Origin of the sequence: Candidatus Limnocylindrus sp. (assembly GCF_040397235.1) — a bacterium.
GTDB lineage: Bacteria > Chloroflexota > Limnocylindria > Limnocylindrales > Limnocylindraceae > Limnocylindrus.
Genome location: NZ_JBBAWH010000002.1, coordinates 142,759 through 160,221 on the forward strand (window position 1 = coordinate 142,759; position 17,463 = coordinate 160,221).

At 63.7% G+C, this 17,463-nt stretch carries 16 protein-coding genes and 1 tRNA gene; 9 read left to right on the top strand and 8 right to left on the bottom strand.

Going from position 1 to position 17,463, the window contains the following annotated elements:
* Positions 1-12 precede the first annotated feature (12 nt).
* On the bottom strand, positions 13-738 hold the full coding sequence (locus AC3LB0_RS02380) for an MBL fold metallo-hydrolase (protein ID WP_488649566.1): 726 nt from the start codon (positions 736-738) through the stop codon (positions 13-15).
* A gap of 232 nt (positions 739-970) precedes the next feature.
* Positions 971-2,707, bottom strand: a complete 1,737-nt coding sequence (gene argS, locus AC3LB0_RS02385; RefSeq protein WP_488649567.1) for an arginine--tRNA ligase — start codon at positions 2,705-2,707, stop codon at positions 971-973.
* Here argS and AC3LB0_RS02390 point away from each other — a divergent pair.
* Positions 2,701-3,357 carry a hypothetical protein gene (locus AC3LB0_RS02390; protein ID WP_488649568.1) on the top strand — a complete coding sequence of 219 codons (657 nt, stop codon included), beginning with the start codon at positions 2,701-2,703 and terminating at the stop codon, positions 3,355-3,357. The genes argS and AC3LB0_RS02390 overlap by 7 nt on opposite strands.
* A gap of 10 nt (positions 3,358-3,367) precedes the next feature.
* On the opposite strand, the gene AC3LB0_RS02395 is transcribed toward AC3LB0_RS02390, so the two are convergent.
* The 3 genes from AC3LB0_RS02395 to AC3LB0_RS02405 are packed head-to-tail and all read right to left on the bottom strand — an operon-like array spanning position 3,368 to position 5,417.
* Positions 3,368-4,204, bottom strand: a complete 837-nt coding sequence (locus AC3LB0_RS02395) for an MBL fold metallo-hydrolase (RefSeq protein ID WP_488649569.1) — start codon at positions 4,202-4,204, stop codon at positions 3,368-3,370.
* Complete coding sequence (locus AC3LB0_RS02400) at positions 4,183-5,067, bottom strand: histidinol-phosphatase HisJ family protein (protein WP_488649570.1); 885 nt, start codon at positions 5,065-5,067, stop codon at positions 4,183-4,185. The genes AC3LB0_RS02395 and AC3LB0_RS02400 overlap by 22 nt, the downstream gene beginning before the upstream one ends.
* A complete protein-coding gene (locus tag AC3LB0_RS02405; RefSeq protein ID WP_488649571.1) occupies positions 5,064-5,417 on the bottom strand; it encodes a hypothetical protein in 354 nt (117 codons plus the stop codon). Before AC3LB0_RS02405 ends, AC3LB0_RS02400 begins: the two co-directional genes overlap by 4 nt.
* 236 nt (positions 5,418-5,653) lie before the next feature.
* On the opposite strand from AC3LB0_RS02405, the gene AC3LB0_RS02410 reads away from it, so the two are divergent.
* The 4 genes from AC3LB0_RS02410 to AC3LB0_RS02425 all read left to right on the top strand — a co-directional run bounded on the left by AC3LB0_RS02410 (position 5,654) and on the right by AC3LB0_RS02425 (position 10,433).
* Complete coding sequence (locus AC3LB0_RS02410; protein ID WP_488649572.1) at positions 5,654-6,853, top strand: sugar ABC transporter substrate-binding protein; 1,200 nt, start codon at positions 5,654-5,656, stop codon at positions 6,851-6,853.
* Positions 6,854-6,962: 109 nt separating this feature from the next.
* Positions 6,963-7,943: a carbohydrate ABC transporter permease gene (locus tag AC3LB0_RS02415; RefSeq protein ID WP_488649573.1), complete on the top strand. Its 981-nt coding sequence runs from the start codon at positions 6,963-6,965 to the stop codon at positions 7,941-7,943.
* Complete coding sequence (locus tag AC3LB0_RS02420; RefSeq protein ID WP_488649574.1) at positions 7,930-8,838, top strand: sugar ABC transporter permease; 909 nt, start codon at positions 7,930-7,932, stop codon at positions 8,836-8,838. The genes AC3LB0_RS02415 and AC3LB0_RS02420 overlap by 14 nt, the downstream gene beginning before the upstream one ends.
* Complete coding sequence (locus AC3LB0_RS02425; protein WP_488649575.1) at positions 8,835-10,433, top strand: glycoside hydrolase family 13 protein; 1,599 nt, start codon at positions 8,835-8,837, stop codon at positions 10,431-10,433. The genes AC3LB0_RS02420 and AC3LB0_RS02425 overlap by 4 nt, the downstream gene beginning before the upstream one ends.
* Positions 10,434-10,455: 22 nt before the next feature.
* Here AC3LB0_RS02425 and AC3LB0_RS02430 read toward each other — a convergent pair.
* The 3 genes from AC3LB0_RS02430 to AC3LB0_RS02440 form a co-directional block, all read right to left on the bottom strand.
* A tRNA-Glu gene (locus tag AC3LB0_RS02430) sits at positions 10,456-10,532 on the bottom strand.
* 40 nt (positions 10,533-10,572) lie between these two features.
* Complete coding sequence (locus AC3LB0_RS02435) at positions 10,573-10,911, bottom strand: hypothetical protein (protein WP_488649576.1); 339 nt, start codon at positions 10,909-10,911, stop codon at positions 10,573-10,575.
* A gap of 21 nt (positions 10,912-10,932) precedes the next feature.
* Positions 10,933-13,320 carry a glycoside hydrolase family 13 protein gene (locus AC3LB0_RS02440; protein WP_488649577.1) on the bottom strand — a complete coding sequence of 796 codons (2,388 nt, stop codon included), beginning with the start codon at positions 13,318-13,320 and terminating at the stop codon, positions 10,933-10,935.
* On the opposite strand from AC3LB0_RS02440, the gene AC3LB0_RS02445 reads away from it, so the two are divergent.
* The 4 genes from AC3LB0_RS02445 to AC3LB0_RS02460 are packed head-to-tail and all read left to right on the top strand — an operon-like array spanning position 13,304 to position 17,461.
* Positions 13,304-13,660: a hypothetical protein gene (locus AC3LB0_RS02445; protein WP_488649578.1), complete on the top strand. Its 357-nt coding sequence runs from the start codon at positions 13,304-13,306 to the stop codon at positions 13,658-13,660. The two genes, AC3LB0_RS02440 and AC3LB0_RS02445, sit on opposite strands and share 17 nt — an antisense overlap.
* Positions 13,661-13,672: 12 nt before the next feature.
* Positions 13,673-14,716 (top strand): hypothetical protein, encoded by a 1,044-nt coding sequence (locus tag AC3LB0_RS02450; protein WP_488649579.1) that lies wholly within the window; start codon positions 13,673-13,675, stop codon positions 14,714-14,716.
* 37 nt (positions 14,717-14,753) lie between these two features.
* Positions 14,754-15,641: a UTP--glucose-1-phosphate uridylyltransferase GalU gene (gene galU / locus AC3LB0_RS02455; RefSeq protein ID WP_488649580.1), complete on the top strand. Its 888-nt coding sequence runs from the start codon at positions 14,754-14,756 to the stop codon at positions 15,639-15,641.
* Positions 15,638-17,461 (top strand): protein kinase domain-containing protein, encoded by a 1,824-nt coding sequence (locus AC3LB0_RS02460; RefSeq protein ID WP_488649581.1) that lies wholly within the window; start codon positions 15,638-15,640, stop codon positions 17,459-17,461. Before galU ends, AC3LB0_RS02460 begins: the two co-directional genes overlap by 4 nt.
* Positions 17,462-17,463: the final 2 nt, after the last annotated feature.

Genomic DNA, 17,463 nt, shown 5'->3' on the forward strand with positions numbered 1-17,463 from the left:
CTGTCGCGGGGATCAGCCGAGGCCGAGTGTTCCACTGGCCGCCGCTTCGGTGCCGCCAAGCCCTTCAACACGCGCCTCGATGATGACGGTCGTCGTCTCCTCGGGGAGCGCTGAGATGGTGATCGCGAGCTTCTGCTGCGCAGGTGGCGGTGTTGCCAGGCCCTGCTCCTTGCAGAACGCCTTGATCGCCGCCGCAGCCTTGGTCGCGTCGTCGACCATGGACATCGGGATCACAATCTTCGGCTCCATCTGGCTGATGAGGCGCGATGCGGCTTGCGGAGAGAGCTCGCCGCCCACAGGGACGAGGACAATGTCGCAACCTGGGAGCTCGCCGATCTGCTCGGCGGTGAGCCCATCGGCGTAATCACCGAGGTGCACGACGTGCATGCCGTCAAGTTCGGCGGAGAAGACGGTGTTATGGCGTGCAGCAGGGCCGCGATGCTCGTCGCGGTAGCTGCGGATGCCAGTGATCAGCACCGACTTCACCTCGTACTCGCCTGGCCCCTCTAGGATCACGGCGCTGTCGAGGCTTGTGGCGATGGGGGTGCGGTTGTCGCGCGGGGCGAGACGCCCCTTCACGCGCGAGAGCGGGGCGTCGTCCGGGTGGCTCAGGGTCACGATGTCGGCGCTCATGCCGCGCCCGGTTGGCCCCACGATCGACGTGTACGGGTCGTAGGCGATGGTCGCTTCACGGCTGCGGATGCGGACACAGGTGCGACCGTAATAGGTGAGTTCCATGCCCCTATTCTCCCACGCGCCGCGGCACGCCGTCGCATCGTGGTGGGTGGAGGGGGAGGTATGCCAGGAGGGTCGATGCCCGTCGGCCCTCCTGGCGTGGAGGTCGGATCACGGGAGGGAGGTCCAGTGAGCCGAAACCCATCATCCGCCCGCTAGGTGAATCTGCAATATGGAATCGGGTAAAGAGTTCGCAATGAATCCCCCACGGGGGCGCTCACTCCGCAGCGTTCCGCTACATCTCCTCGGGGGTGGAGATGCCAAGGAGGCGGAGCGAGGCCGAGAGGCTCGCCGCCGCCGCCGCAACGAGGCGTAGTCGGCCGGCCGACCGCTCCGGCGCTGATGCATCAACCACCTTTGCGTCGCGGTAGAAGGCAGAGAAGGCGGTCGCAAGCTCGGTCGCATAGGTCGTCACACCTTGCGTCTCATGATGCGTGGAGGAATCCTCAACCACCTCAGGGAGGCGCACAATCGCGCGCGCCAGTTTCGCCTCTGGTGAGGTGTGGTCGTCGAGCAGGCTGCCAATTGCCGTCGCAGGAGCGAGCGATTCAGCGGAGGCCTTGCGCAGAATGGAGCACATTCGTGCATGCGCGTACTGCGCGTAATAGACAGGGTTATCGCTGCTCTTCGCCTTTGCCGCCTCAATGTCAAAGTCGATTGCCGTTGTCGCACTTCGCGATGCGAAGTACCAACGGGCAGCATCAACCCCGATCTCTTCGAGAAGCTCATCAAGCGTAATGAATGTTCCGGCGCGCTTCGACATGCTCATCTCTACGCCGTCGCGAACGAACCGCACCCAAGCCACAAGGAGCATCTCAACTGACTCCTTGTTGAAGCCGAGCGCCTCTCCGGCGTTGCGCAGTCGTGCAACGGTGCCGTGATGATCCTGCCCCCACACATAGATCAAGCGATCATGACCGCGTGAGAACTTTTCAACGATGTAACCGAGGTCGGAACCGAAGTAGGTGTATGCACCGCTCGACTTACGGATCACGCGATCCTTGTCGTCGCCGAATGCGGTGCTCTTGAACCAGAGTGCACCTTCGCGCTCTTCGAGCCAGTTCCCTTCACGCAACTTGCCGATCGCGCGGTCAACGAACCCTTCGGTGTAGAGCGAGCCTTCAGAGCGCCACACATCAAACTCAACACCGAGCACCGCCAGCGACGCCTCAATGCCGGCGCGAATGCGCTCCGATGCCCAGCGGCCAATCACTGCAATCTCGTCATCGGCAACCGTGCCGTCATACCCCTCCACATCAATCTCGCCACTGCGCTTCGGTGCTGCTGCGGCGCGTGCTGCAACGTCGGGCGGAATAGCCGCTGCGAGCTCTCCCACGTAGTCACCCTTGTAGCCGTTCTCGGCAACAGCGACACCATTGCGTAGTGCGATGACGCTCTCGCCAAGTCGGCGAACCTGCTCGCCGAAGTCATTGAAGTAGTACTCGCGGGTCACGCTCTGGCCAGCCGCCTCAAGGACGCGTGAAAGCAAATCACCAACAAATGCGCCGCGTGCATTGCCGATGGTGAGCGGGCCCGTGGGATTTGCGGAGACGAACTCAATGTTGACGCGGTACGCCGGCGCCCCCGCCGCAACGGCAAGGTGCCCCCATGCCAGCGGCGCGCGAACAATGGCGTCGAGATGATCGGCGAGAAGCCCAGCGCGGAGTCGCAAGTTCAAGAAGCCGGGCCCCGCAACTTCGGCGTGTGCGATTGGCCCGAGTGCGCCACCGCCGCCGTGCATGCGCTCCGACGCTTCGGCGGTGAGCTCTGCAGCGATCGCCGCGGCGATCTGTGCTGGGGCACGTTTTAGTACCTTGCTCCCCTTCATGGCGATGTTGGAGGCGTAGTCGCCGTGATCACGATTCCCAGGGATCTCGACCTCGATCCCAGCAACGAGTGCGTCGAGTGCGTCGGCGTCGTCAGGGGCCGGAAGGGCGCCGCTCGCTACGGCGCGTCGGAGGGCGCGTGCCACTGCATCGCGCACGGTATGGCGAAGCGGGAGCCCGAGCAGGGGATCACGCGGCAACGCTGCGGATCGAGAAGTTGGTGCAGACGGAGCGCTCATGGCTGAATCGTAGCCGCGAACTCTGGCACGATGGCGCCATGACATCTAAGACGGCTCCAGCAGGCACCCCACCAACACGCCCACCTGAGGGGGCGGTACTCGCGGCACCAGTCACCCGTGGGCAGATCGCGCGGGTTGGACTGCTTCTCTTCGTCACCTTCTTGGTGGGCGCCCTGTTGTTGCGCATGCAGGCGGACCGCATTCGACCGCTCGACCTGCCACTTCCAGCCGGCTGGTCGGCGGTGAGCGCCGACACCGTGCTGGCAGGGATCTCGCCGCAGAGCGCCGTTCGCGCAGCTCGTTCGGCCGATGCGCCCGTTGGTGCAACGCCGCGAGTGCGCCTGATTACGCTGACCAGTGGCGGCACCGATGCGCCAGATCTGAAGGGAACCTTCTGGCTCATCGTGACTGACGACGTTCGCCCCTCAATGGAGATTCCGGCAGGAGATGCGATGGATGTGATTCGAGCCTACGTGCTAATTGATCAAGCTGGTCGTGTTGCGCTTGCGGTAGAGCGCGGGTTTGCCGATACCGATCCAACGCTGCCGCCAGACTGATCCGCGCGAACTAGATCTCGAAGCGATCCCCTTCGCGCACCGCAACGATCTCACCAGAGAACTCTGTTGCTGCAGCGCGCACAGCCTCGGCTGGATCAACCTCTGCACCAAAGTGCGTGAGCAACAACTTTGCAGCACCTGCAGTTGCAGCTGCCTTTCCTGCGCCGTATGCCGTGACATGCGTGTCGCTCTCGCGCCACTGCGCTGCACCACCTGCTGCCTCGCAGAGCAGCGTGTCACCAGGCCGCATGATCGCCGCAAGGTCTTCCCAGTGCGAGACGTCGCCGGAGTAGGTCAGCCCAGGTTGATCACCTACAGCAACACGCATCGCGTATGACTCACCTGTGTGACGAACGCGCGCGCTCCGCAGCGTTAGATCGCCCACCGGGACAACACGTCCGCCGCCAAGCGGCGGTAGTGCGGTGTCGCTCCGCCACGTTGAGAACGCAAATGGTTGCAACGAGTCATGTGCACCAGCAGCCTGCTCCTCTGGCGTTCGATCATCAAGCAGCGTTGCAAGTCGTGGCACAAGGCCGCTCGGACTAATCACCGAAACGCTGCGCGCATCAATCCCCATCTTGTTGCCGTGCACGAGCGCGTGTCGCAGCGCTGCAAGGTCAACCCAGTGATCGGGATGCAGATGCGAGATCGCTACTGCACTGATCTGCGGCAGCGCGCTAATACCTATGTGTGCTGCGAGTGGCGCATAGGTACCATGTCCAAGATCAAGGAGCAGCGTGGTGAGCCCGTGCTGCACCAGGTATCCCGATGCACGCGAGCCATCGTGGGTGCGATACGCACCAGCTGAGCCGAGCACCGTGAGGGTTAGCGTCTTGGGATTCGCCACTGTTCCCCTGCTGCCTTCCAGCGCTTTGTAGCGAGCTCTTCAAATCCTGCACCAAGCAACAGCTCACGAGCGAGATCAAAGTTCATTGCGAACCAATCGGGCTGATGTGCGTCGGAGCCGGTCACGATGTATTCACCGCCGAGTTCGCGATAGCGATGCACCGCCTGCGGCAACGGATACGGAATCCCAGTTCGCTGTCGCCACCCTGACGTATTGATCTCCAGCGCGGTCCCCGTTTCGATCAGTGCCTTCAGCACCGGCTCGTACAGGTCGGGTGCCGCCTCAAATGCCGGTGTGTCGATATGTGGGTACACATACTTCCGCACGTAGTCCATATGGCCCACGATGTCGAAGAGGCCGCTCTCGATGCCCGCCTGCACCTCGGCGAAGTAGGGTGCGGTCTCGTGCACGTCGTGCCCCGCCCAGTTCGCCGCAAGCGAACGCTTGAAGGGCGAGTCGACCCCGGGGTGCACGCTGCCAATGGTCAGGTCGTACTGGTTGGTGCGCAGATGCTCGCGAATCTCGGCCTCGTACTGCCGCTCATAGGAGATCTCAACGCCAAGCAGGATCTCGAGGCGATCGCCGAACTCCCGCCGCAGCGCCTCAACCGTCTCGACGCGCTTCTGGTGGGGGGCCAGGGTGGCCCCCACCTCACGCGGGTCAAAGTCGAGGTGGTCCGTCAGGGCGATGCGGGGCATCCCCAGGGCGATCGCCATGGCGGGGTAGACGTCGAGCGGCACCTTCGAGTCGGGAGAGAGGAGGGTGTGCAGGTGCACGTCGAGGGGGGAGTCAAAGGCCCCCGCGAGAGCCAGCTCTGGGCGGCGGTCGCGGTCGCCGATCCGACGAAGCGGGGCGGGGCTCACTGCTCGTTCAGCCAGGCGCGGGCGGCAGCCCCCCGCAGCCCCTGGATCAAGAGGAGTGCCAGGGCGATGAGTGGGAGCCCGGGGAGCCAGTTCCCCAAGGTTAGGGCAATCAGGGGGCCGGCAGGGATCAGAATCGTGCTCAGGCCGAGGGCGAAGCCCCGCCCCGCCTCCTTGCGCTGCCAGACGAGGGTGATCGTGAAGATGCAGGCGGCGATCAAGGCCATCCAGACCACCCCCTGCAGGGTGACGGGGGCGGCGGTCGCCTCCTCCACGATTGGGCCAAGCGTGAGCCCCAGCCCCGCCAGCAGGAGGAGGGCGTAGGCGAGGAAGGCGACGACAGCAATCGGCATGCGCTCAGGATGCCACGGGCGCCCCATCTGCACCCGCCAGACGTGACGTGAGGTTTCCCCGCACCCCGACCCGTGCGCCCAGCGGGAACCGCATTGACGCAGGAGCACGGGGAGCCCTACCCTTACCGCACCACTGGGTCGCTCGGCGACCCTGCAATATGTCGGCGCCAACAGTTGCTGGCGCCCTACGCGACGCCTCGCTGGTGGGGAGGCCTCGCAAGAAGGAGGACTAACGCATGGCACGAAAGAATTGGAAGCTCGCTGCAGTTGCAGCGATGCTTGCCGTCGTGGCCACTGCCTGTGGGAGCAATACCCCATCGGCATCCGGCCTCGAGGGCGAAGTAACGCTCTGGCACGCTTACGGCTCGTCCGGCGGCTCAGCTGAAGGCACCGCCTTCGCTGCACAGCTCGCCAAGTTCGAGAAGGACTTCCCAAAGATCAAGATCGTCGCCGTTGAGGTGCCGTTCAGCGACATCTTCACGAAGTTCAAGACAGAGGCTGCCGCCGGCGGCGGACCAGACCTCTTCATTGCTCCGAACGATGAGCTTGGCAACCTGGTTACGGCCGGTCTGCTCGAGCCAATCACGGACGTGACGGACCTGGGAACGGTTTCGCAGCAGGCACTCGACGGTGCAACCGTCGGCGGCACGCTCTACCTCGTTCCAGAGAGCCTCAAGGCAGTCGTCATGTACTACGACTCGGCAAAGATCGCAACTCCTCCAGCAACCGCTGCTGAGTTCAAGGATTACGTCGACAATGGCGGCAAGGTTGCCGTTCCTGCCGGCGTGTATCACGTCTGGGGCTGGTACAAGGCCTTCGGCGGATCAATCTTCGACAGCACCGGCCACGCAGCCTGCTTCAGCGGATCGGGGATCGGCGATGCTATGGACTACGTCAAGAGCCTGAAGGCTGGCGGCGCAGTTGTTGATGGCAACGACGGCGACCTCGGTCAGAAGTACATGAGCGGTGAAGTTGACGTGATGTTCAACGGCAACTGGGTTCTTGCGGACTACCTGAAGGCCCGCCCGGGCACGCAGGTTGCTCCGTTCCCAGCTGGCGCCAACGGCCTTCCTTCGGTGGGCATGGTTGGTGTTGACGGTTGGCACATCAACGCATCAGGCATGAACAAGCCGTTGGCAATCAAGGTTGCCTCGATCCTTGCCTCGCCTGACTACGCCAAGATCATGGTTGACGGTGCCGGCCACGTGCCAGCATCAACCGCCATCGAGATCAAGGACCCGGTAACCAAGGCCTTCGCAGCTGCGATCGCTACGGGCACCCGACGTCCAGTTGAGGCGTGGATGAACAATTACTGGGGCAACTTCGGCTCGGCGTGGGACAGCGTCCTACAGACCGGCGCCGCAGGTGCTGACGCAGGCTCGACCGCATGCGATGGCATGGAGACTGCAAACTCTGACGCTGGCCTCTGGCCATAGTCGACTGCTAGCCTCGGGCTAGCCGCACAGGTGTAACCGCGATTGGGGCGGGGGCTTCGGCTCCCGCCCCGATTGCTATCCAGGGGGGAGAGAAGAGAGGGAGGGCAGGGTGAGCATCTTCACACGCGTCAACCGCCGCTCGCTCACCCCCTACATGTTCCTTGCCCCCGCCATGATCGTCATGGCGATTGTCACCATCTATCCGTTGATCTTTCAGTTCTGGATGTCGTTCACCAACTATGGTCTCGCCAACCTGCGCCAAGGTGCACCGGCGCCCGACTGGGTTGGCCTCGAGAACTACGTCAAGATTCTTACCAGCGAGTTGGCGATTCCAAACTACTCATTCCTCCGACTCTTCCTCTACAACATCTTCTGGGCGCTGAGCAACGTCACCATTCACATCATTCTCGGTGTGGCGATCGCGCTCCTACTGAATCACCCAGGGTTGAAGCTCAAGCGCCTCTATCGCGCGCTCTATGTGCTCCCCGTGCTGATTCCACCGATCGTTGTCGCGACCACGTGGCGCAACATGTTCAACCAAGACGCAGGCGCAATAAACATGTTGCTTGGGCTCGTTGGGCAGGTGTTTCGCATTCCGCCAGAAACGTTCCAGCTCGATTGGCTCCGTCAGGTTGAAGATCCGATCAGCTTCATTCCGCTGCCGCTCAGCTACTACGCCATGTTGATTGCCAACATTTGGCTCGGCTGGCCGTTGAACGCGGTGGTGGCCACTGGCGCGCTGCAGGCAATCCCAAAAGACCTCTATGAGGCGGCGGAGATTGATGGGGCCGGCAAGTGGGCCTCATTCAAGACGATCACCCTCACCTACCTGCGACCGGCGATGGTCCCCTTCGCCATCTACGGCTTTGTGGTGACGTTTAACCTCTTCAGCCTCGCCTACTTCATGAGCGCGGGTGGGCCGTTTGGCCGCACCGAGCTGCTCGTCACCCAGGCGTATCGACTGGTGAATGAGCGACAACTCTATGCGGTGGGCGCCGCCTTTGCGGTCGTGCTCTTCGTTATTCTGCTCACGATCAGCCTGATCACCAATCGCATCTCGAAGGCGACGGCGCGATATGACGACTTCTAAGCGCCGCTCGTTCCGGGAGCCGTCACTCCTCACCAAGATCCTGCTGCAGGTTGCCGCGATCGGCATCCTCATCACCGTGCTCTTCCCGATCATCTGGGTCTTCAGTGTCTCGCTCTCGCCGCTCAATCTGATCCGCCCCGACGGTCTCAACCTGATCCCGAAGGATGCGACCCTCGAGTCGTATCTCCAGGTGATCGAACGGCCTACCGGCAACCCGGTGAGCTTCCTTGAACTGGCGTTCAACTCGATGAAGATCGCTGGAGGCACAGCGCTGGCGAGCGTTGCACTCGGCGTGCTTGCCGCCTATCCGCTTAGCCGCCTTGCATTTAAGGGGCGCACCTTCATCATGTTGGTGATTCTCGGCGTGCTGATGCTCCCCGCTGTTGCCACGCTTGCCCCACTCTTCGTCACCCTGAACAGCATCAAGCTCGACCTGCCGATTCTCGGCGCATTCAACCTGCGCAACTCACAGCTCGGTGTCGGCATCGCCATCGTTTCGGGCTCCCTCCCATTTGCGATTTGGAACTTGAAGGGCTATCTCGACACGATCCCACGCGAACTTGAAGAGGCGGCTGCCGTCGATGGCGCATCGCAAATGCGCATATTCCGCAGCATCGTGCTGCCGCTTGCCCTCCCCGCCATTGCCGTCACCGGTTTCCTGGGCTTCATTAGCGGCTGGACCGAGTTCTACTACTCCTGGATGTTCCTGACGCAGCCGCGTGACTTCACGCTAGCGATGGCGCTCTCGGCGATGACCGGCACGTATGCGTCGGCAATTCCGTGGCCGCTCGTCTCCGCCTTCTCAATCATGCTCACGCTGCCACCAGCGATCGTTTACCTGCTGAGCCAGCGCTTCATTACGGGCGGACTTGCGGTCGGCTCGGTTAAGGGGTGAGTTCGCCGCGGCCCACGGGGCCACACACGCCAGCCTGGGTGCGCGACGCCGTCTTCTATCAGATCTTCCCCGACCGATTCGCGCGCTCCGGGCGAACGCGGCCACCCGGCCCACTCGAAGCGTGGGATGCGGCGCCAACACGCCACGGCTTTAAGGGGGGCGACCTCCGCGGCATCACCGAGCGACTCGGTGAGCTGCAAGAGCTCGGCATCACTGCGCTCTATCTCTGCCCGATCTTCTCCAGCGCCTCGAACCATCGTTATCACACGTACGACTACTTCAACGTGGATCCGATGCTCGGCGGTAACGAGGCGTTCCGCGAACTTCTTGATGCGGCGCACGCGCGTGGGATGCGCGTCATTCTCGACGGCGTCTTCAATCACGCCAGTCGCGGCTTCTGGCCCTTCCACCATGTGCTTGAGAACGGTGCGCAGTCACCCTACGTTGATTGGTTCTATACCGACGAGGCGTTCTTGCGCGGCGATCGCCCACTGATCGCCTATCCGGAGGCGGTCGATTGGCACGTGAAGCAGAGCGGCGGTGCCGGTGAAGGAGCCGCGAGCAGCCTAGAGACAACGATCGGCTACAAGGCGTGGTGGCAGCTCCCTGCACTTCCGAAGATCAACGTTGGCAATGCAGAGGCGCGCGAGCACCTGCTGCAGGCGGCCGAGTTCTGGATTCGCTTCGGCGCCGACGGCTGGCGACTCGATGTGCCAGAAGAGATTGATGATGAGAGTTTTTGGCAGGAGTTTCGGACACGCGTTCGCGCGATTAATCCTGAGGCATATACGGTTGGAGAAATTTGGAAGCGCGCCGATGCGTGGCTCACCGGCGATCGCTTCGACGCGGTGATGAACTACCCGCTCACCGAGGCGATCCTTGGCTATGCGGGGAGTGGGCGGCTGGCGCGGGACCTGGGCGACCATAACGACACATATAAGCGACCAGAGTTAGATGCGGCGCAGTTTTCGGAGAAGCTCACCGAGATCATGGGCTGGTATCACCCGGCCACTACGGCGGTGCAGCTGAACCTGCTCGGATCGCACGACACGCCGCGCCTGCGCAGCATCGTGGGCGGGAGCGCCGCTGCGGCACAGCTCGCGACGCTCCTGCAGCTCACCCTCCCCGGCGCGCCGTGCATCTATTACGGCGACGAGTTGGGTGCGCTCGGTGCGAACGACCCAGCAAACCGCGGTCCGTTCCCTGCTGACCTCACCTCGGTCGACGCTGAGGCTGCGGCGTTCCGTGCCTATGTGCGTGGCGCCATAGCGGCACGACATGAGCATGCGGTGCTCCGCTCTGGTGCCCTACGCGTGGTGTACGCCGAGGGGCCAGCGCTCGTTCTCGAGCGGAGCGCGGACCCGGTCGGCTTTGAAGGGGCCCCACTCGCGCTTCAGCCAGGGGCGGCTCGCCGAATGGTGGTGGCGACCAACACCGGCGATACCCCCGCGCGCGTACAGGTACGGCTCGACGGGGTGAGTGGCGTGACGCGGATCGATTGGGAGGGTGTCACCGGCGCGGCAACGCTGCTTGGTGACGGTGCCCTGGCAATTGAGCTGCCGCCCGTCAGTGGGGCGATCTTTCAGCTCCGCTGATGCAGGGGGTCGCGCGGTGGGGTGGTACCCCCGACGGGATTCGAACCCGTGATCTCCACCTTGAAAGGGTGGCGTCCTAGGCCTCTAGACGACAGGGGCGCGCGGATCGCAGCGTAGCACCGCCCTTAGAGCGCCGCCCCTATGAGGCGAGCTTGCCGAGGATGTCGGAGGCGCCGAGGGCGATTCCTGCGGCAATCGCGAACCCGCCAGCGAGGAGGGCGGCGAGCATCGCCCGCCCGTCACGGGCGCCACGAATCGCGCGAATCATGCTGATCGTGAGCATCAGTGAGGCGAAGGCGCAGGAGAGGCCAACTATGAAGGTGCCCACCGAGAGCTCACCAATCTGGTCGGAGTTGCGGATCGTGGCGACCCAGGCGAGGTAGAGGAGCGAGACGCCCACCGCCACGACAACGGCAACGAAGGTGCCGAGCGAAACGACGCCGCGCAGGCGGCTACGCAGCTTGGCTGGTGCACTCATCGCGGCAGGCTCCACATAGGCCTAGGGTACGACCTCCCAGATGATCGCGGCGCGAGCTGGCACGTCGACCCCGGTGGTAGGGTCGCCACCCCCTGCAGCGCCGCTCGACCGAGCGACCTCGCGAAGGTTGACCCCGACACCAAGGTTGAAGGTGAGGCGTTCGCCCCCGCCGCCCGCATTGACGGCGACCAAGAGGTCGCCAACCGTCCACGAGCCAGCGGCGCTGAGTCGGGCAATCTCACCAACGACCCCGTTGGCACGGCGCGAGAAGAGGAGGGTACGGCTCGTTGCGCCACTCGCTCCAACGGCGAGCCAATCGACGGACGCGCCACGCACGTGGGGATGAGCGGCGCGGATGGCGGCGAGCGTCTGGTACCAGGAGAGCATGCTCAGGTCCGCCGCGCGCGCCGCAGGGAGCGGCGTTGGGCGCCGACCGCCAGAGCCACTGCCGTCGAGGCGGGCGGTGCGAGGGTCGGTTGGCAAGATTGGGAAGGTGCGACGATCGTCTGGATCTGTCGCGCCGCTCACGCCAATCTCATCGCCGTAGTAGACCGTTGGCGAGCCAGGGAGCAGGTACTGCATCGTTGCGGCGAGCAGCTGACGCGCCTTGCCGACGGTGAGGTTCTCCGCGATCTCTTTTCCATCGCGGCCGTTGCCGGGGGTGAGCTCCCAGAGTGATCGTGATGTGTCATGTGAGTCGAGCAGTGTGAGATTTGCCAGGGTGACAGCCGTCGGATAATCCTCGGCAATCCCCATCAGCTTTCGAATGAACAACACTGCACTTCGATTGGTGCTGTCGGTTGCTCCCGCCTCAGGCTTTCCACCGAGATAGGCGAGCATGGCATCACGGAAGCGGTAGTTCATCGTGGCGTCGGCGGCGTCGCCGCGCAGTAGGCGTAGCGCGTCGCGACGGTTCCAGAGCTCACCAATGATCGGTGCGTTCGGCGACGCCGCCTTGAGCGCGATGCGGAACTCTTGCCAGAATCCCTCGGGGAAGCTGCCGTCGGGCATCACGTCGAGTCGCCAACCGGCAACGCCCTGCCGCAGCCACCAGCGCGCCACACCCGCATCGCCAGCCGGCGAGGCGAGGAGCGTGTCTGCAGGTGCACCCGAGGCATCACCAAGGATTAGCGCGCGTACCGCGTCGTTGTTCTTGTTGAGCACGGGAAGGGTGTCGTAGTTCGCCCACGCCACATAGCCCGCCGTGTTCGGGCCGGACGCGCCTGCGCACGGCCCCTTTGCTCCAGCCGACTTTGTCCAGATGAACCATTCGCGATACGGCGAATCAACCGACTCGCAGGCACCGACCGTTGGCCACCGCCCGTAGCGGTCAAAGATCGGCGAGTCGGAACTGACATGGTTGAAGACACCGTCAAGGATCACTGCGATGTTCAGACTCTGCGCTGCGATTAAGAGGCGTTGCAGCGCCGCGTTTCCGCCGAGCCGTTCGTCAACCTGCATGAAGTCATTGCCATCGTAGCGGTGGTTGGAGTTCGCATCAAAGACCGGGTTGAGGTAGATCGTATTCACGCCGATGGAGACGAGATGCGGCAGGCGGAGGCGAACGCCGTCGAGATCACCGCCGTAAAAGTCTTCACCCTTCGGTGGTGTTGCTGGAATCGTATTCCACGGGATGATCGACGCGACGCCCTTGTAGCGCCGCTGTGCGCCACCATCGTTCAGCGGATTCGCGTTGGCGAATCGGTCTGGGAAGATCTGGTAGACAACCGAGCCGCTCAGGATCGGGCTGGCGGTGAATCCCTTCGGTGAGACAACGATCGCCCAGTCACCACCCACGTTGGCTGGCGAGATGCTGCCGAGGCCCTGATCGTTGATGTTGTCGTCAGAGAGCTTCACCGCTGCGGAGCCGTCCGCGATATCAAAGTGATAGCCGATCGCCGTGGGCTCACCCCCAACGTTGATGCTGGCTTGCCAGACATCGCAGAGGGCATCGGTGAGCTCATTCGCAGGGTCAAGGACGGGATCAGGGGCGAGGAGGGCGGTGAGCTCACCGCTCGCCCCACGGTCAGACTCGTTGACCTCGGCACACGGAACGCCTCGTGCGACGCGTATGGCGGGGCTCTTCGTTGCGGATCCGCCGAATGGCGCGGCGATGGAGAGCGCGACGGTAACGGCGTCGTCGCTCCCGGTGCGCACCTGGAGCACGACAGTGGTGCCAACCTCGACCGCGCCACCTGTAAGGCGATAGGCGGGGTCACGAGAGTCGTGACGAATCAAGAGCTCCTGGAGTTTGTCGTCACCCCTGACCTCTGCGGCAGGGTCGGTCGGGTCGCCCGCTGGCCCGCACCCGGCGGCAAGGAGTGCGGCAACGAGGGTGATGGGAAGGGCGCGGCGCCAAGGCGCGGCGGGCTCGGGTACGATCAGAGGAACTATGGAAGTGAACGGCATCCGCATCCCCACAATCATCGCTGAGAATAGTGCCGCGCGCTGCGACAGTTGCTCGGCGCAGATCCAGGGCGCCCCATTCCGCATCAGCGTGCTCGACACCACCGCAACCGAGGTTGCCCCCTCGTTCGGCGAACCGTCGCCGATTAATCCTGGGCCATTCCAGTTCTGCACCGACCCCGCATGCCCGCCGCGCTGGATGGCGGCGCGTGGCTGGCTTCACTGCAGTCGCAGCGGCGTGCGCGAGATCATGCGTCCGATCCGACTGCCACACGGTGCCGGCGCTGAGTTCGGACTCTGCGATGGTCTGCATCACGATGCTCACGAGTTTCTGCCGGCGTAGGCCGGAAGCAGCGTGACAACGCTCATCCCAGCGCTCACCGCGCTGTTTGCACTGCTCTTCGCCGCGCTCCTCTTTGATCAGTATCGAACGCGTCGCGGTGCGTATCAGTTGGCTTGGGGCGTTGGCGCACTCGCCTTCTCCATCGCAGCGGGCGCTGAGGCGCTCGCCGCGGCAATCGGCTGGAGTGAACCGATCTATCGCGTCTGGTATCTCTTCGGCGCGGTCTGGACCGCAGGCTGGCTCGGTGCTGGCACGATTCTGCTACTGGCGAAGACGCGCTTCGGATACTGGTATGCGCTCTGCCTCGCCCTCTCTGGCCTCTTTACGATTCTGGTCGCACGTCGATTGGAGGATTCGTCGGCAGGCCCAACAGCGCTTGTCTATGCGCTCACCGCATGGGGCGCCGCGATTGCGATTGGCTGGCTCTCGTACATGGGCGATGTGCGGTGGGCACGCTTTGCAATCACGTTGACCGCAGGGCTGAGCGTTATCGCCGTGCCACTTGTGGTGATCGCCGAGCTTCCCGCGCCAGGGTGGGCGACAGACCCAGCGACCGGCGCGCCAATCGCACTCCTGCTCCCGCCAGCACTTCGCCTGTTGACGCCGATCTTGAATGTGAGCGGTGGACTCGCGTTGCTGACCGGCGCTCTCTTCTCGATCTACGTCTTCATGCCGAAGCGCCGTGTGCTCCCCTATTCGAGTGATCCAGATCAGCGCGGTGATGAGCTGCTCTTTAATCTGGCGATCGCGCCCGTGGCACTTACCGTGAACTTCGTGCGCAGCGTTCCCGATGCCTGGCGCGCCTGGCGCGATGGCAGCCTCAATCGTCGTGTTCCGGCGACGGCGCTCATCGCCCTGGGTGCCTTCGTGCCGAGCCTCACCGATACGCTAAATCGAGCCGGCTCCACCGAGGGGTACCAGGTGGGGAAGCTGATCGGGGCACTCCTCCTACTCTGCGGGTTCCTGGCGAGCGTCGAAGCGACGAGTGAGGTGCGACTCCCGCTCCTTGGTCGGCCCGTGAGAGCGTTGCTCAGGTGGGTTCGCCGCGCGGGGTGACTGGTATCCTGAACCCCAGCACCGCACGGAGGCCCCTATGAAGATCCGCACCGCAGTTCTCCCCGTTGCCGGATGGGGCACCCGATTCCTTCCCGCGACGAAGGCCGTTCCGAAGGAGCTGCTGCCGATCGTCGACCGCCCCGCCATTCAGTACGCCATCGAGGAGGCGGTTGCCTCTGGGATTGAGCGAGTCATCCTCGTCACTAGCGAACATAAGCGAGCGATCGAGGATCACTTCGACATCTCGGCCGACCTTGAGGCGATCCTTGAACAGCGCGGGGATATTGAGCACCTTCGCGCCGTGCGAGCGGTTGCCGACATGGTCCACCTTGTGACGATTCGTCAGAAAGAGCAGCTCGGCCTCGGCCACGCCGTGCTCATGGCGCGAGACGCCGTTGGTCATGAGCCATTTGCCGTGATGCTCCCCGACGACCTCATCTTCGGCACGACCCCTGCGCTCGCCGAACTCATGGGCGCGTATGTCGCCACACAGGCATCGGTGCTCGGCGTGATGCGCGTTGCGCCGTCAGAGACGCATCGCTATGGCATCGTTGACCCAGACACCACGCTGCCAACCAGTGATCAGGGGCGAACCATTCCACTTCGCGGCGTCGTTGAGAAGCCTGACGCAGCGCATGCACCTTCAGACCTTGCCGTTGTTGGTCGCTACATCCTTAGCCCGAAGATCTTCGAGCGTCTTGAACAGACGCCACACGGCCTGAACGGTGAGATCCAACTAACCGACGCGATCCACACCCTGGCGCAGGAGCAGCCTGTCGTCGCGCGCCACTTCTCTGGAACGCGCTATGACGTTGGCTCGCCAGAGGGCTGGCTGCGCGCAAACCTTCATGTTGCGCTCGATCACCCGGTCTATGGACCGGTCGTTCGTGGGGCGGTCGCCGCCGAAAACGAGCGCCTTACGTGACGCCATCAGCGCGTGACGGTCGCACGCTAAAGCCCGGCGACATCGTTGCCGGTCGCTATCGGCTGCAAGAGCTGATCGGCGAAGGGGCAGCCGCACTCGTCTTTCGCGCCACCGATGAGGCGCTCGGCCGCGACGTGGCTGTCAAGGTGCTCCGCGCACCACTAGCAACATCTCGTGACGCTGCTGACCGATTCCGTGCCGAGGGTCGCGCCGCGGCCATCGTTGCGCACCCAAACGTTGCCGCCGTCTTTGACGTTGCGCCAGAGGGTGAATCACCAGCGATCATCATGGAATTTGTCGACGGTGAAGACCTCGCCTCAATGTTGCGCCGTGTCGGCCCACTCGTGCCACGTCGCGCTGCAGCCGTTGCCGCACAGGTCGCGCGCGGACTTGCCGCTGCACATGTGCGCGGCATCATTCATCGCGATGTCTCGTCGCGCAACATTCTGATTAACCGTGAAGGTCGCGCACAGATTGCCGACTTTGGCATCGCGCAGGCAATGCATGAGGTCGACGGGAGTGAAGCGGCTGCGCGCAGCGGCCAGCGTCCAGAGGGTTCGGTTGGGTACCTTGCGCCAGAGGTTTTGGCCGGGAGTCCGCAATCTGCGGCGTCAGACCTCTTCGGCCTCGGCGTCGTGCTCTTTGAGCTACTGACAGGGCATCGCCCGTTTGATCGCCTGAGCGGCGTGGAGTTGAAGGAGCGTCGCGGCCAGGCGCCCGCCCCATCGCCTCGCGAGCTGCGACCCGACATCTCCCCAGAGCTTGACCTAATCACGATGCGGCTGTTGGCACCGAAGCCGAACGAACGGTATGTGAACGCAACGACTGCCGCAGATGCGCTTGAGACCTACGTGGTGCAGGCGAATCGCACCGCGATCCCATCTCGTGCGGTTGGGCCAGCCGCCGGCGCACCGCGTGCGCTTGCGGGGACACGCGTGGCTCGGGTTGCAGCGGAGGCCGGGCCGGGTGAGCCGGAGATGCTTCCAGATCCGAACGACGTCGGTGGCGAGGAGCCCTCTGATGCGGGCGACACGATGTCGCTGCGCACCATGCTCCTAGCGATTGGCGGCGTCGCCCTGACCTCACTCCTCCTTGTCGGTGGTGTGATCTTGGCGCTTCGCCTCTTCACCGCGGGGACTGGCCCAGATAACAACGTGAAGGTGCCGAGCCTCACCACGCTGACGCTGGCTGAGGCGATCCCCATCGCTGAGGGCCTTGGTCTGCGCGTACAGGTCGTTGAGCGGGTGAGCTCGTCTGACCAGCCGGTCGACACGATCCTTTCGCAGTCGCCTGGGAGCGAGACGCTGGTGCCACTGAACACCGTCATTGAGGTTCGTGTGGTGGCCGGGAGCGGATTCGTGGTGGTCCCTGACATTCGCGGTCTGAGTGAGGCGGACGGGATCGCTGCGCTAGCTACAGCGAAGCTCGTTCGAGGCGCGACCTTCTCTGAATACTCAGACACCGTTCCTGCTGGTGAACTGATCCAACAGAACCCACGCCCTGGCGTGCAGGTTGCGAGCGGTACGGCGATTGATCTTGTGGTCTCGCTGGGGCCCGAGCCTGCGCCGAGCCCGTCACCAAGTGCAAGCGGTGTGGACTTGCCGCAGGTGCCAGACCTTCGCTGCTCGAGCATCGCAGACGCGTCAGCGCTCCTGTCAGCGCTCGGCCTCTCGCTAGACGCGCCATCAGCGCTACTGGATCCAACAGATCGCATCGACAGCTTCTCGCCGTTTGCAGGAGTGTCCGTCGAACTTGGGAGCGAGATTACGATCGTGTCGAGTGTGCCAGCTGGGACGTTGCTCGACGGCTGTTCCCCGTAGCG